Annotated in this window: 14 protein-coding genes, 1 tRNA gene and 1 other RNA gene; 14 read left to right on the top strand and 2 right to left on the bottom strand. The window is 61.8% G+C overall.

Going from position 1 to position 12,617, the window contains the following annotated elements:
- Positions 1 to 170: 170 nt before the first annotated feature.
- On the top strand, positions 171 to 1,070 hold the full coding sequence (locus PG898_RS02300; protein WP_270823438.1) for an aldo/keto reductase: 900 nt from the start codon (positions 171 to 173) through the stop codon (positions 1,068 to 1,070).
- Positions 1,071 to 1,146: 76 nt separating this feature from the next.
- Here the strand turns inward: PG898_RS02300 and PG898_RS02295 are convergent, their stop codons facing one another.
- Entirely contained in the window at positions 1,147 to 1,425 is a 279-nt protein-coding gene (locus tag PG898_RS02295) for an RNA recognition motif domain-containing protein (protein ID WP_270823437.1), read from the bottom strand.
- A 211-nt stretch (positions 1,426 to 1,636) separates the two neighbouring features.
- A complete protein-coding gene (locus PG898_RS02290) occupies positions 1,637 to 2,179 on the bottom strand; it encodes a hypothetical protein (protein ID WP_270823436.1) in 543 nt (180 codons plus the stop codon).
- 164 nt (positions 2,180 to 2,343) lie between these two features.
- On the opposite strand from PG898_RS02290, the gene mepA reads away from it, so the two are divergent.
- The 13 genes from mepA (at position 2,344) to nuoF (ending at position 12,613) form a co-directional block, all read left to right on the top strand.
- Positions 2,344 to 3,087: a penicillin-insensitive murein endopeptidase gene (gene mepA / locus PG898_RS02285; protein WP_268434647.1), complete on the top strand. Its 744-nt coding sequence runs from the start codon at positions 2,344 to 2,346 to the stop codon at positions 3,085 to 3,087.
- A gap of 42 nt (positions 3,088 to 3,129) precedes the next feature.
- Positions 3,130 to 3,735 (top strand): LemA family protein, encoded by a 606-nt coding sequence (locus PG898_RS02280; protein ID WP_268421804.1) that lies wholly within the window; start codon positions 3,130 to 3,132, stop codon positions 3,733 to 3,735.
- Positions 3,732 to 4,466 (top strand): TPM domain-containing protein, encoded by a 735-nt coding sequence (locus PG898_RS02275; RefSeq protein WP_268421801.1) that lies wholly within the window; start codon positions 3,732 to 3,734, stop codon positions 4,464 to 4,466. Before PG898_RS02280 ends, PG898_RS02275 begins: the two co-directional genes overlap by 4 nt.
- A 22-nt stretch (positions 4,467 to 4,488) precedes the next feature.
- Complete coding sequence (locus PG898_RS02270) at positions 4,489 to 5,106, top strand: TPM domain-containing protein (protein WP_041205604.1); 618 nt, start codon at positions 4,489 to 4,491, stop codon at positions 5,104 to 5,106.
- A gap of 177 nt (positions 5,107 to 5,283) precedes the next feature.
- Positions 5,284 to 5,371: transfer RNA gene (locus tag PG898_RS02265), tRNA-Ser, on the top strand.
- Between the two features lie 55 nt (positions 5,372 to 5,426).
- A non-coding RNA gene (locus PG898_RS02260) (RtT sRNA) lies at positions 5,427 to 5,555 on the top strand.
- 277 nt (positions 5,556 to 5,832) lie between these two features.
- Positions 5,833 to 6,591 (top strand): flagellar motor protein, encoded by a 759-nt coding sequence (locus PG898_RS02255; RefSeq protein ID WP_041205919.1) that lies wholly within the window; start codon positions 5,833 to 5,835, stop codon positions 6,589 to 6,591.
- Positions 6,566 to 7,444: a flagellar motor protein MotB gene (locus PG898_RS02250; RefSeq protein WP_270823561.1), complete on the top strand. Its 879-nt coding sequence runs from the start codon at positions 6,566 to 6,568 to the stop codon at positions 7,442 to 7,444. Before PG898_RS02255 ends, PG898_RS02250 begins: the two co-directional genes overlap by 26 nt.
- A gap of 258 nt (positions 7,445 to 7,702) precedes the next feature.
- Positions 7,703 to 8,107 (top strand): NADH-quinone oxidoreductase subunit A, encoded by a 405-nt coding sequence (locus PG898_RS02245; protein WP_025327214.1) that lies wholly within the window; start codon positions 7,703 to 7,705, stop codon positions 8,105 to 8,107.
- A gap of 29 nt (positions 8,108 to 8,136) precedes the next feature.
- Positions 8,137 to 8,811: a NuoB/complex I 20 kDa subunit family protein gene (locus PG898_RS02240; RefSeq protein WP_005324228.1), complete on the top strand. Its 675-nt coding sequence runs from the start codon at positions 8,137 to 8,139 to the stop codon at positions 8,809 to 8,811.
- Between the two features lie 2 nt (positions 8,812 to 8,813).
- Positions 8,814 to 10,619: an NADH-quinone oxidoreductase subunit C/D gene (nuoC, locus tag PG898_RS02235; RefSeq protein WP_171268904.1), complete on the top strand. Its 1,806-nt coding sequence runs from the start codon at positions 8,814 to 8,816 to the stop codon at positions 10,617 to 10,619.
- 72 nt (positions 10,620 to 10,691) lie between these two features.
- Positions 10,692 to 11,231, top strand: coding sequence for an NADH-quinone oxidoreductase subunit NuoE (gene nuoE / locus PG898_RS02230; RefSeq protein WP_043131686.1), 540 nt, complete (start codon positions 10,692 to 10,694; stop codon positions 11,229 to 11,231).
- The gene (gene nuoF, locus PG898_RS02225; protein WP_171268903.1) at positions 11,228 to 12,613 is read left to right on the top strand and encodes an NADH-quinone oxidoreductase subunit NuoF; all 1,386 of its coding nucleotides are present in this window, start codon (positions 11,228 to 11,230) and stop codon (positions 12,611 to 12,613) included. The genes nuoE and nuoF overlap by 4 nt, the downstream gene beginning before the upstream one ends.
- The last annotated feature ends 4 nt before the right edge of the window (positions 12,614 to 12,617 follow it).

Below are 12,617 nucleotides of genomic sequence, written 5' to 3'. Positions count from 1 at the left end.
CACACTCTCTCCTCTCACTGGCATGCTGGCCACGGTCAGTGGGGTGGTCAGAACCATAGTTCGAATTCGCAAAGGGGGTATTATTGCCTTGTCCGCCAGAAGAGACCAAGATGCTGGCAGCATTCATTCTGCCTTTATTTGTCCGTCGCTTTATCCGTAGAGGAGTCACCATGTCAGTATCCCGTCTTGCCCTGCACCATCAAGGTCCCACCTTCTCCCGCCTCATCATGGGCTACTGGCGCCTGATGGAGTGGCAACTCTCCCCGGCCGCCCTGCTGGATCTGATGAAATACCACCTGGATCTCGGGGTCACCACCATAGATCACGCCGATATCTACGGCGGTTACCAGTGCGAGGAGGCCTTCGGCCAGGCCCTGCGTCTGGAACCCTCCCTGCGCAGCCGAGTGGAGATTGTCAGCAAGTGCGGCATCGCCCTCACCGCCAAGCCGGAACACGCTCTCAATCACTACAACACCAGCAAGGGCCACATCGTCGCCAGCGCCGAGGCCTCCTTGCAAAAGCTCGGCACCGATCACCTGGATCTGCTGCTGATCCACCGCCCCGACCCTCTGATGAATGCCGACGAGGTGGCCGAGGCCTTCATCAGCCTCAAGCAGGCGGGCAAGATCAAGCACGCCGGCGTCTCCAACTTCACTCCCCACCAGTTCGCGCTGCTGCAATCCCGCCTGCCCTTCCCGCTGGTCACCAACCAGCTGGAGATCTCGCCGCTGCACCAGGAAGGGACGCTGGATGGCGCCCTGGATCAGTGTCAGCAACTGGGCATCAAGCCCATGGCCTGGTCCTGCCTCGGTGGCGGACGGTTGTTCAACGATCCCGCCTATGCCCCGCTGCGGGCCGAGCTCGAACTGATCCGCCAGGAGCTGGGGACCCAGACCATAGAGCAGGTGGTCTACGCCTGGGTGATGATGCTGCCGAGCCAGCCGCTGCCGCTCATCGGCTCGGGCAAGCGGGAGCGGATCGCCGCCGCCGTGGCGGCCGAGTCCATCGTGCTCAGCCGCCAGCAGTGGTTCCGCATCCGCAAGGCCGCCTTGGGTTACGATGTGCCCTGATCCCGCCTGCCCCTGATCGCGAGGCAAACAAAAACGGCATGGAGAGATCCATGCCGTTTTTCGTTATCGAGACGATTCAACGATGGCGCTGAGGGCGGCCACGAGGTGCATCTGTCTTCGGTTTGGCCTGGTTGACCGTAATGGTACGACCACCTATTTCGGTGCCATGCAACTCGGCAATGGCCTTCTCGGCATCCCCGTTTACAGGCATTTCAATGAAGCCAAACCCCTTGGACTGACCGGTATCGCGATCGATGATGATATCGACCTTGACTACCTGCCCAAATTGGCTGAACACGTTTGTCAGTTCGTCGGCCGTCATCCGGTACGACAGATTACCTACGTAAATCTTCATGCCATCTACTCTCGATTCAAGGTGCCTTATCTATGCATCCACCGACCTGGAGTAAGGGCACAACCCCCCTGCCGGACCAGCCATGGCATCATGCCGTGGCACTCCCTGCTTCGAGCCCCAAGTCGTTGATCTCTTGGACTATCGGAGCAGGAAAGATCAATTCGAATCAGAGGGAGTATCTGAGCTTTACGGTGAATTGTCGAGAAAATAGTCAGGCCGGCTGCAGCGCGGCCAACAGCTTGTTCAGGACCTGGCGGCTGTGCCAGGCCCGTTTAAAACCGAAGCGATAGACCCCGGGGGCCACCTCATGGGTGCCTTCCCGGGTCAGGCCCAGCAAGCCGGCGGCGTCGGCCAGAGTCTCTTCATCCAGCCCGAGATCCAGGCTGAAGTCGAGCCACTGACCGTCGTGACCCACCTTGCGATCCCGCTCTATGCCCACCAGCGCCGCCTTCGGCAGGGCCAGGGCCCGGTCTTCGCCACCGTTGAGCAGATAGAGGTGGTGATCGTCCCAGGCGAGCTCCGCCAACCGCCAGCGTTGCCAGTTGCGCGGCAACACCATCATCACCAGCACTATGCCGCCAAACACCAGACCGACCCAGGGCAGCAACCCCATCTCGGGATACCCCAGCAAGAGCGCGGCCACCACAGTCCCCAGGCTCGCCAGCAACAGGCAGATCATGACCCCGTAGAAGCGCCGCGCCGGTGGCATCAGCCAGTTCACGCCCCCCTGCAATGCCAGTTCACTGACTCTCATTTCATCCTCCTCACATGATGGAAACGGCCCTGCCGCATCGGCGTTGGCCCGCATTGTGCGCGAGCCCGCCCATGGGTTGCAACCGGCGCGCCGGCACGGATGACGGCCAGCCGCAACTCTTGGTATGCTTGGGGCTGTCTGAGCCCGCCATCTTCAGGAGTCCCATGTTCGCCACTGCCCTGCTGCTCACCACCAGCGCCCTCTATGCAGAAGCCATCGGCGGCTACGCGGCCGGTTGCCTGAAAAATGCCGTGGCCCTGCCGCTGACAGGGCCCGGCTATCAGGTGATCCGCAGCAAGCGGCTGCGCTATTACGGTCACCCCGATCTCATTCACTACCTGCAGGGCCTGGCCAACCAGACCAGGCTGGCCGGCATGCCGGATCTCTATATCGCCGATCTCGCCATGGCACGGGGCGGCCCCTTCACCTCGGGTCATCGCAGTCACCAGACCGGCCTCGATGCCGACATCTGGTTCCGGATGGCCGACAGGCCCATCAGCCAGTGGGAGCAGGATGCCCCCAAGGAGTGGGCGCTGATCGACGAGCCCAGCTACCGTATGCTGCCCGGCCGTTTCGGCTCCCAGCAACTCACCCTGCTGCGCCTCGCCGCCGACAAGCCCGAGGTGGCGCGCATCTTCGTCAACCCCGTCATCAAGGCCGAGGTGTGCAAACGGGCGGCCGATGAACCCTGGGTCGCCAAGCTGCGCCCCTGGGTCGGCCACTTCAGCCACTTCCACGTCAGGTTGCGCTGCCCGGTGAACAGCCCGGATTGCCAGCCCCAGGCCCCCATCCCGCCCGGCAACGGTTGCGATGCCGAACTGGCCTCCTGGCTCAAGGACAAGCCCCAGTTGCCCAAGGTCTCCATGAGCTATCGAGCCCCCGCCCTACCGAGGCGTTGTGAGGGCTGACCACAAGCTGCTATGGTGAGCCGATATCCGTCAGAAATTTCAATGGAGAACAACAAGATGGCCACTTCACTCCGGCACAGGGCCACCCAGTGCCTGCTGACTTTCACCCTGCTGCTAGGATTGACCGGGTGCGGCATGAACAACATCCCCACCCTGGATGAGCAGGTCAAGGCGAGTTGGGGCCAGGTCGAGAACCAGTACCAACGCCGGGCCGATCTCATTCCCAACCTGGTGGCGACCGTCAAGGGGTACGCCAGCCACGAGCAGGAGACCTTGAAGGCGGTGACCGATGCCCGCGCCCGGGTCGGCAGCCTGCAGGTGAGCGACCCCGCCCAGCTCAAGGCCTTTGAAGCGGCCCAGGATCAGCTCTCCAGCGCCCTCTCCCGCCTGATGGTGGTGGTCGAGCGCTACCCGGATCTGAAAGCGGATCAGCAGTTCCTGACCCTGCAGGCCCAGCTGGAAGGCACCGAGAATCGCATTGCGGTGGCGCGACGCGACTACATAGAGGCGGTGCGCCAGTTCAATACCGAGATCCGCACCTTCCCCGGGGTCATCTGGTCCAAGCTGCTCTACTCGGATCTGGAAGCCAAACCCAGTTTCAGCGCCAAACCCGGTGCCGATGAGGCGCCCAAGGTCAGCTTCCAATGACGATGATGTTGCGCGCGCTGCTCCCCTTGCTGCTGCTCTGGACGACAGCGCTGCAAGCCGCCCCCGCCTTTCCGCCGTTAAGTGGGCGTGTGGTGGATGAGGCGGCCTTGATGTCTCGCAAGCAGGCCCACCAGCTGACCCAGCAACTGGCCGCCTTCGAGAAGCGCAGCGGCATCCAGCTGGTGGTGGTTTCTATAGACACCCTGGATGGCAACACCATCGAGGAGTACGGCTATCAGCTCGGTCGCCACTGGGGCATAGGCCAGAAGGGGAAGAACAACGGCGTGCTGCTGCTGATCGCCCAGGATGAGCGCAAGGTGCGCATCGAAGTGGGTTATGGCCTGGAAGGGGCCCTGCCCGATGCCATCGCCGCCAACATCATCCAGACCCGGATCCTGCCCGCCTTCAAGCGCGGCGACATGGTGGCCGGCGTGGTCGCCGGCAGTCAGGGCATCATGCAGGCCCTGGCCGGTGAATACCAACCGGTAGACAACGCCAGCAAGGAGGAGAAGCAAGGCGGCCCCTGGCTCTTCATCCTGGTAGTGATAGTGATGATCGTGCTGCATAACCTGCGGGGAGGCGGTGGCGGCGGTGGTCGCGGCCGGCGCAACGCCGCCTATCTGGTCGGCGGTTTCGGTGCCGGACGCACCGGCGGCGGTTTTGGGGGCGGCGGTGGTTTCAGTGGCGGCGGTGGCAGTTTTGGTGGCGGCGGTGCTTCCGGCGGTTGGTAATCAGGGAACAAGAGACTACAAGATGATTTCGAAACAGTTCTATCACACCTTGCAGGCCAGGGTACGGCAGGCCGAGCAGGCCACGGACGCCGAACTGGTCACCGTGCTGGCCCCCGCCAGCGATGGCTATCGTTACATCCCGACCCTCTGGGCTGCGCTGCTGGCCATGCTCACCCCCTTGCTGGTATTCCAGCTCGGCTTCTGGCTCGGCTGGTACGAGATCCTGCTGGTGCAGTGGTCGGTCTGGTTGCTGCTGAGCCTGCTGTTCCACTGGACCCCCATCAAGATGCGGCTGATCCCGAAAAAAGTGCGTCAACACAGGGCGGCACTGATGGCCCGCCTGCAATTTGTCGAGCAGGGGCTGCACCGCACCCGCGACCGGCTCGGGGTGCTGATCTTCGTCTCGGTGGCGGAGCACTATGTGGAGATCCTGGTGGATGACGGCATCGCCCAGCACATAGACAACGCGCAGTGGCAACAGATCATCGACGACTTCGTGGTGCGGGTACGCAACAAGGAGGTGGAACAAGGCTTCCTCGAGTGCGTGGATCGCACCAGCGCCATCCTGACCGATGCGTTTCCGGCCACCCGGGATCAAAACGAGTTGCCCGACAGCCTGATCATTTTGGACAAACCTTGATCGGGCTTAAAAAACCGGCATTCTGTTCAAGGGATAGGCATTCGATAAAGATTCTGAAAAATAAGGGGAAAAGTGTTTGACCCCGAGTCAGCTTTCCCCTAAATTACGCCCCGTTCCAGCGCAACAACGCAGCGAACTATGTGGTGATTGAACACGTTAAGCAGCAATCGAAAATTTGGTGAGGTGTCCGAGTGGCTGAAGGAGCACGCCTGGAAAGTGTGTATACGGCAACGTATCGAGGGTTCGAATCCCTCCCTCACCGCCAAATTATAAAAAACCGACCTCAGGGTCGGTTTTTTGCATCTGGGCTACCGTGTTCCCTGATGCGCATAGAGGGAGGGTGAGAACCCTCGCCGGGTTCGAGCAGAGCGGCTTACCGCGATGAACGGCCAGAGGCCGCCCCGAAGGGGTGAGCCACGCAGTGGCAAATCATCCCTTCCTCACCGCTACGCAGAGCCGACCTCCACTACCACGCCTCGCTCGTCACTCCTTTTCATCACCAAGCTGTCGGCGCAATCTCTCTCCACTTCATCAAAGCCCCACACTGCCCGGTTGCTGCCATGTTGGCGCCCGCCAGCCCTCATGATCCCGCGACTCGGGCCGACACAGGAAGGTGGAGCCATGTCGGTATCCTCTCGGATATTGCTCACCGATTGTATTTCGTTTTGAAAAACTGATAGTTAAATAGCTACACTAGCCACACACATCGCATAGGAATATGGACAAATGAGTCTTATCGGTTTGCTGCTGGCCCTGGCTGCCATCCTGGGCGGCAACCTCATCGAGGGGGGGCATCCAAGCGCCCTGCTCGATCTCCCCGCCTTTCTCATCGTGATCGGGGGAACCGTGGGAGCCGCACTGACCCAGTTCCCCTTCTCCGTGGTCGGCAAGACCTTCAAGCGCTTCAAGTGGCTCATCTCTCCCCTGCGCCTCGACATGCTGGAGCAGGCTCAGCTACTGGAGACCCTGGCAGGCAACGCCCGGCGCAGCGGCATGCTGGCACTGGAGGGGATGATCGATGACATCAAGGATCCCTTCCTGCAAAAAGGGGTGCAGATGATGGTGGATGGCTACGAGAAGACCAAGATCCACGAGGTGCTGGAAAACGAGATCGAATTCGAGCAGGAAGATCTCGAGCAGACCGTCAAATTCTACGAGGCCATGGGGGGCTACTGCCCGACCATGGGGATAGTCGGGGCCGTGTTCGGCCTCATTCACGCCATGGGGCTGCTGGATGCACCGGACAAGCTCGGTGGTGCCATCGCGGTGGCCTTCATCGCCACCATCTACGGGGTCGGCGCCGCCAACTTGATCTTCCTGCCCTTTGGCAACCGCTACAAGGGCTTCGCCCACCAGATCCGCCACTACAAGGAGATGACCCTGACCGGCATCCTCTGCATAGTGGACGGCGAGTCACAGCAGCGACTGCAAGTGACCCTTGAACCCTACCTCGGAGGCCATGGTGGCGAAAAAGAAAAAGGCTGAGGCACCGGAGAACCATGAACGCTGGCTGGTCTCCTATGCCGACTTCATGACCCTGCTGTTTGCCCTGTTCGTGGTGCTCTACTCCTTCGCCATGGCCAAGCAATCGGAGACCCGGGTGCTTATCCAGGGCTTTATCGAGTCGCTTGGCAAGATAGGCCTCATCTCTCTGCCTGCCGGCTCTCCCGTGATGCAGGGGGGGACCGGCATTCTGGAGCCGGAGTCCAAGACCACGCCGGGCACCTCTCAGAAAGAGGAAGTGCTGGACACCCAGGCGCCGGCCGCCGCGGCCGATCCCTTCAACGAGACCATCGGCGCCTCGGAGAAACCCAGCGCCACCGAGTCATGGCCCCACAAGACCAAGGAGCAGGAGTGGGCCGTCCTCACCAAGCAAAAACTGGATCAGCAGCTCAAGAGCCAGATTGAATCCAAGGAGATCGAGGTGGAACAGCTCGGCAGCCAGCTGGTGATCCGCATCGGCGAGAAGACCCTGTTCCCGGCTGATTCGGCCTTCCTGCAGCCCCAGTTCATCCCCCTGGTCAACAAGGTCTCCGACGTGCTGGCCGATATTCCGGGCATGGTGGTGGTCACTGGCCATACTGACAACTCCCAGGCCCCGGTGGAGCTCTATCGCAACAACTGGGAGCTGTCGGTGCTGCGAGCCGCCACCATAGTCCATACCCTGCTCACCAACCCCAAGCTGGATTCACGCCGCGTCATCGCCCAGGGCGTGGCGGACACCCAGCCCCGCTTTGCCAACGACACCCCGGCCCATCGCCAGGCCAATCGCCGGGTGGAGATAGTGCTCTCCCAGGGCAAGGCGGCGGAACAAGCCCTTCCCCTCCTCGCCCCCTGATGAAAAGACCCCGCCATGCGGGGTCTTTCGTTTTGTCGATTAGTTTGTTTTTTGCACCATTTCGCCATTTCTCCCACCGCGTAAAAGCAATTGAAAATGATTCTCAAATGAGAAAATTGACCCCGCTAGCAAAACGCGATTTTCCCCCTATTGATTAATAATTAATCCTTTGAAATGACATGTAAATCAGTATGAAAGTGGCATACTACGTAGCATCCTTGTTAAGTCACATGATTAATTCGGTTAGGGAAAACCTATATGTTTGCTGATATTGCTGTCCAGCATTGGGCCTTTGCTGTCTACGTCATTGGGGCCATCTGCATCTGTCTGACCATGATAGGCGTCGCCGCCTTGCTGGGGGGACGAGCCTATGGCCGTGCCAAAAACAGGCCCTTCGAATCGGGCATCGACTCCGTCGGCAATGCCCGTCTGCGTTTCTCCGCCAAGTTCTATCTGGTCGCCATGTTCTTCGTCATCTTCGACGTCGAGGCGCTCTATCTCTTCGCCTGGTCCGTCTCCGTTCGGGAGAGCGGCTGGGTCGGTTTCATCGAAGCCACCATCTTCATCACCCTGCTGCTGGTAGGCCTCATCTACCTGTGGCGCATCGGTGCTCTCGACTGGGCCCCGAAGAAACGCGTCCTGACTGACAAGAAGCCAGACTGATTTACCGATTATCCCTTTGAGGTTGCACCATGAAGTACACCCTGACCCGGATTGACCCGGATGCGCCCGTTGAGCGCTACCCCCAGGAACAGCGCCAGACCGTCGATGACCCGCTGGCGCAGCAGGCGACCCGCGGCATCATGATCGGGCGCCTCGAAGAGGTGCTGCAAGACACCGTCAACTGGGGCCGCAAGAATTCCCTCTGGCCCTACAACTTCGGCATCTCCTGCTGCTATGTGGAGATGTGTACCGCCTTCACCTCCCCCCATGACGTGGCCCGCTTCGGCGCCGAAGTCATCCGGGCTTCGCCCCGTCAGGCGGATTTCATGGTGATCGCAGGGACTCCCTTCATCAAGATGGCGCCGGTCATCCAGCGCCTCTATGAACAACTGCTCGAACCCAAGTGGGTCATCTCCATGGGGGCCTGTGCCAACTCGGGCGGCATGTATGACATCTATTCCGTGGTGCAGGGGGTGGACAAGTTCCTGCCGGTCGACGTCTACATCCCGGGCTGCCCGCCCCGTCCCGAAGCCTTCCTGCAAGCCCTGATGCTGCTGCAAGACTCCATCGGCAAGGAGCGCCGCCCCCTCTCCTGGGTGGTGGGCGATCAGGGGGTCTACCGTCCCCAGATGCAGGCGGAGAAGGATCGCAAGCGGGAAGAGCGCATCCAAGTCACCAACCTGCGCACGCCGGATGAGATCTGACCATGAAACTGACTCGAGAATTCCCAAGCAACTACACCATGGCCCAGGGGCAGACGGCGGATCACGTCGATGCCCAGGTGGTCGGCGAGCTGTTCGCCCACTTCGGTGCCGAGCACTTCACGGTGCAGAGCACCCGTACCGGGGTGCCGGTGATCTGGCTCTCCCGCGATCTGCTGCTGGACGTGATGGGCTTTTTACAAAAGCTCCCCTCCCCCTTCGTGATGCTGTTTGATCTCAGCGCCACCGACGAGCGGATGCGCAGCCATCGTCACGGCCTGCCGGACAGCGACTTCACCGTCTTCTATCACCTCATCTCTATCGACCGTAACGCCGATGTGATGCTGAAGGTGCCGCTGATGGAGAGCGATCTGCACCTGCCCACCATCAGCCGCCACTTCCCCAACGCCAACTGGTACGAGCGGGAAGTCTGGGATCTGATGGGCATCACCTTCGACGGTCACCCCCATCTGACCCGCATCATGATGCCCAAGAGCTGGCAGGGACACCCGCTGCGCAAGGACTACCCGGCCCGCGCCACCGAGTTCGATCCCTTCATGCTCGATGCGGTCAAGCAGGATCAGGAGCAGGACAACCTGCTGTTCAAGCCCGAAGAGTGGGGCATGGCCCGTGGCAACGAGAACGAGGACTACATGTTCCTTAACCTCGGCCCCAACCACCCCTCGGCCCACGGTGCCTTCCGCCTGGTGTTGCAGCTCGACGGGGAAGAGATCCGCGACTGCGTGCCCGACATCGGTTATCACCACCGCGGTGCCGAGAAGATGGGCGAGCGCCAGTCCTGGCACAGCTACATCCCCTACACCGACCGGGTCGAGTACCTGGGGGGGGTGATGAACAACCTGCCCTATGTGCTGGCGGTCGAGAAGCTGGCGGGGATCAAAGTACCCAACCGGGTCGACATGATCCGGGTGATGATGGCGGAGCTGTTCCGCATCCAGAGCCACCTGCTGTTCCTTGGCACCTATATCCAGGACGTGGGGGCCATGACCCCTGTCTTCTTCACCTTCACCGACCGGCAGAAGATCTACACCATCATCGAGGCCATCACGGGCGCCCGCATGCACCCGGCCTGGTTCCGCATCGGCGGTGTGGCCCACGATCTGCCCACCGGCTGGGCCCGCCTCATCCAGGACAATCTGCTGAGCTGGCTGCCCAAGCGGTTGATGGAGTATGAAAAAGCCGCCATGCGCAACAGCATACTGCGCGGCCGCACCATCGGGGTCGCCGCCTACAACACGGCGCAGGCGCTCGCCTGGGGCACCACGGGGGGCGGTCTGCGGGCCACCGGCCTCAACTTCGATGTGCGCAAATGGCGCCCTTATTCCGGCTACGATCAGTTCGAGTTCGAGGTGCCGGTGGGCAGCAACGGGGATGCTTACGATCGCGCCACCGTTCGCATCGAGGAGATCCGCCAGAGCATGCGCATCATAGAGCAGTGCATGAAGAACATGCCGGCGGGGCCCTTCAAGGCGGATCACCCGCTCACTACGCCGCCCCCCAAAGAGCGCACCCTGCAGGACATCGAGACCCTGATCACCCACTTCCTGCAAGTGTCATGGGGCCCGGTGATGCCGGCCGCCGAGTCCTTCCAGATGATAGAGGCGACCAAGGGCGTCAACAGCTACTACCTGACCAGCGACGGCTCCACCATGAGCTACCGGACCCGGATCCGGACCCCGAGCTTTGCCCACTTGCAGCAGATCCCCTCGGTGATCCGTGGCCAGATGGTGTCGGACCTCATCGTCTACCTGGGCAGTATCGATTTCGTTATGTCAGATGTGGATCGTTGAGTCCTCTCGCCCCGGCCGACGGGGCGAAGGGCAAGACGCGCAGTAAAGGGAAAAGCCACAAAAGGTCAAGTCATGAGCCAATGTCAGTGTCACAATAACCAGACCCCCCAAGGGCAAGGGGCATGCAGCAGCACACAGGGCGATTTCGTCCTGAGCCAGGCTGAGCGCGATGCCATCGAACATGAGAAACACCACTACGAAGATCCCCGTGCCGCCAGCATAGAAGCGCTCAAGATAGTGCAGCAGGCCCGCGGCTGGGTGCCCGACGGCGCCATTCACGCCATCGGTGCCGAGCTCGGCATCCCCGCCAGCGACGTGGAGGGGGTCGCCACCTTCTACAGCCAGATCTTCCGCCAACCGGTGGGTCGCCACATCATCCGCGTCTGCGACAGCATGGTCTGCTACATCAACGGTCACGAGCAGTTGCTGGCCGGTCTGAAAGAGGTCGTCAATCTGGTCCCCGGCCAGACCTCCCCGGATGGCCGCTTCACCCTGCTGCCGGTCTGCTGCCTCGGCAACTGCGACAAGGGACCGGCCATCATGATAGATGACGATACCTATGGCGGACTCGATCCGGTGACGTTGCTGAAAACCCTGGAGGCTTACCCATGAGCATCCAGCCAGGCAAGACACTCGCCTCCCTCGGCACCGCCAACCGCATCCCCCGCGCCCCCGAGACCCATCCCCTCACCTGGCGGCTGCGTGATGACGGCCAGCCGGTGTGGCTGGAGGAATATCAGGCCAAACAGGGCTATGAAGCCGCCCGCAAGGCACTGGGCCAGATGAGCCCGGATGATATCGTCAGCACCGTCAAGGACGCTGGCCTCAAGGGGCGCGGCGGCGCCGGCTTTTCCACCGGGGTGAAGTGGGGCCTGATGCCCAAGGACGAGAGCATGAACATCCGTTACCTGCTCTGCAACGCCGACGAGATGGAGCCGAACACCTACAAGGATCGGCTGCTGATGGAGCAACTGCCCCACCTGCTGATCGAGGGGATGATCATCAGTGCCCGGGCCCTCAAAGCCTATCGCGGCTACATCTTCCTGCGCGGTGAATACGTGGATGCCGCCATCCACCTGCGCCGCGCGGTGGAAGAGGCCAAAGCGGCCGGTCTGCTGGGCAAGAACATCCTGGGCTCGGGCTTTGACTTCGAGCTGTTCGTCCACACCGGCGCCGGCCGCTACATCTGTGGCGAAGAGACGGCCCTCATCAACTCCCTGGAAGGGCGGCGCGCCAACCCGCGGGCCAAACCCCCCTTCCCCGCCGTTTCCGGTGTCTGGGGCAAGCCCACCTGCGTCAACAACGTCGAGACCCTGTGCAACGTGCCCGCCATCATAGGCAACGGTGTTGCCTGGTATCAGGGGCTGGCGCTGCCGGGGTCGGAGGATCACGGCACCAAGCTGATGGGCTTCTCCGGCAAGGTGAACAACCCCGGTCTCTGGGAGCTGCCGTTCGGCATCACAGCCCGCGAGCTGTTCGAGGAGTACGCCGGCGGCATGAAGCCCGGCTATCGCCTCAAGGCGTGGCAACCGGGGGGCGCCGGTACCGGCTTCCTGCTGCCCGAGCACCTGGATGCCCAGATGTACGCAGGCGGCATCGGCAAGGTCGGCACCCGCATGGGCACCGGGCTCGCCATGGCGGTGGATGACAGCATCAACATGGTAGGCCTCTTGCGCAACATGGAAGAGTTCTTCGCCCGCGAATCCTGCGGCTGGTGCACCCCCTGCCGCGACGGCCTGCCCTGGAGCGTCAAGATCCTGCGGGCCCTGGAGCGAGGCGAAGGCCAACCCGAGGATCTCGCCACCCTGGAGCAGCTGGTCAGCTTCCTGGGGCCAGGCAAGACCTTCTGTGCCCATGCTCCCGGCGCCGTCGAGCCCCTTGGCAGTGCCATGAAGTACTTCCGGTCCGAGTTCGAGGCCGGGGTCAAGGCCCCCCACGACAATCACAAGCTGTTCAAGGGTATCCAGCCCAATCTGCTGGGCGAGCGCTGGTAATACG

The sequence above is a fragment of the Aeromonas sp. QDB31 genome, assembly GCF_027707605.1.
Taxonomy (GTDB): domain Bacteria; phylum Pseudomonadota; class Gammaproteobacteria; order Enterobacterales; family Aeromonadaceae; genus Aeromonas; species Aeromonas media.
Note: the sequence above shows the minus strand (reverse complement) of the source record. Positions and strands in the feature narration are given on the sequence as shown.

Bases quoted from the DNA above. Each gene is read 5' to 3' on its own strand.
- PG898_RS02300 (WP_270823438.1), top strand. From the start codon at position 171: ATGTCAGTATCCCGTCTTGCCCTGCACCATCAAGGTCCCACCTTCTCC.
- nuoE (WP_043131686.1), top strand. From the start codon at position 10,692: ATGAGCCAATGTCAGTGTCACAATAACCAGACCCCCCAAGGGCAAGGG.
- nuoF (WP_171268903.1), top strand. From the start codon at position 11,228: ATGAGCATCCAGCCAGGCAAGACACTCGCCTCCCTCGGCACCGCCAAC.
- PG898_RS02245 (WP_025327214.1), top strand. From the start codon at position 7,703: ATGTTTGCTGATATTGCTGTCCAGCATTGGGCCTTTGCTGTCTACGTC.
- PG898_RS02270 (WP_041205604.1), top strand. From the start codon at position 4,489: ATGATTTCGAAACAGTTCTATCACACCTTGCAGGCCAGGGTACGGCAG.
- PG898_RS02250 (WP_270823561.1), top strand. From the start codon at position 6,566: ATGGTGGCGAAAAAGAAAAAGGCTGAGGCACCGGAGAACCATGAACGC.
- PG898_RS02255 (WP_041205919.1), top strand. From the start codon at position 5,833: ATGAGTCTTATCGGTTTGCTGCTGGCCCTGGCTGCCATCCTGGGCGGC.
- mepA (WP_268434647.1), top strand. From the start codon at position 2,344: ATGTTCGCCACTGCCCTGCTGCTCACCACCAGCGCCCTCTATGCAGAA.
- PG898_RS02275 (WP_268421801.1), top strand. From the start codon at position 3,732: ATGACGATGATGTTGCGCGCGCTGCTCCCCTTGCTGCTGCTCTGGACG.
- PG898_RS02240 (WP_005324228.1), top strand. From the start codon at position 8,137: ATGAAGTACACCCTGACCCGGATTGACCCGGATGCGCCCGTTGAGCGC.
- PG898_RS02280 (WP_268421804.1), top strand. From the start codon at position 3,130: ATGGAGAACAACAAGATGGCCACTTCACTCCGGCACAGGGCCACCCAG.
- nuoC (WP_171268904.1), top strand. From the start codon at position 8,814: ATGAAACTGACTCGAGAATTCCCAAGCAACTACACCATGGCCCAGGGG.
- PG898_RS02295 (WP_270823437.1), bottom strand. From the start codon at position 1,425: ATGAAGATTTACGTAGGTAATCTGTCGTACCGGATGACGGCCGACGAA.
- PG898_RS02290 (WP_270823436.1), bottom strand. From the start codon at position 2,179: ATGAGAGTCAGTGAACTGGCATTGCAGGGGGGCGTGAACTGGCTGATG.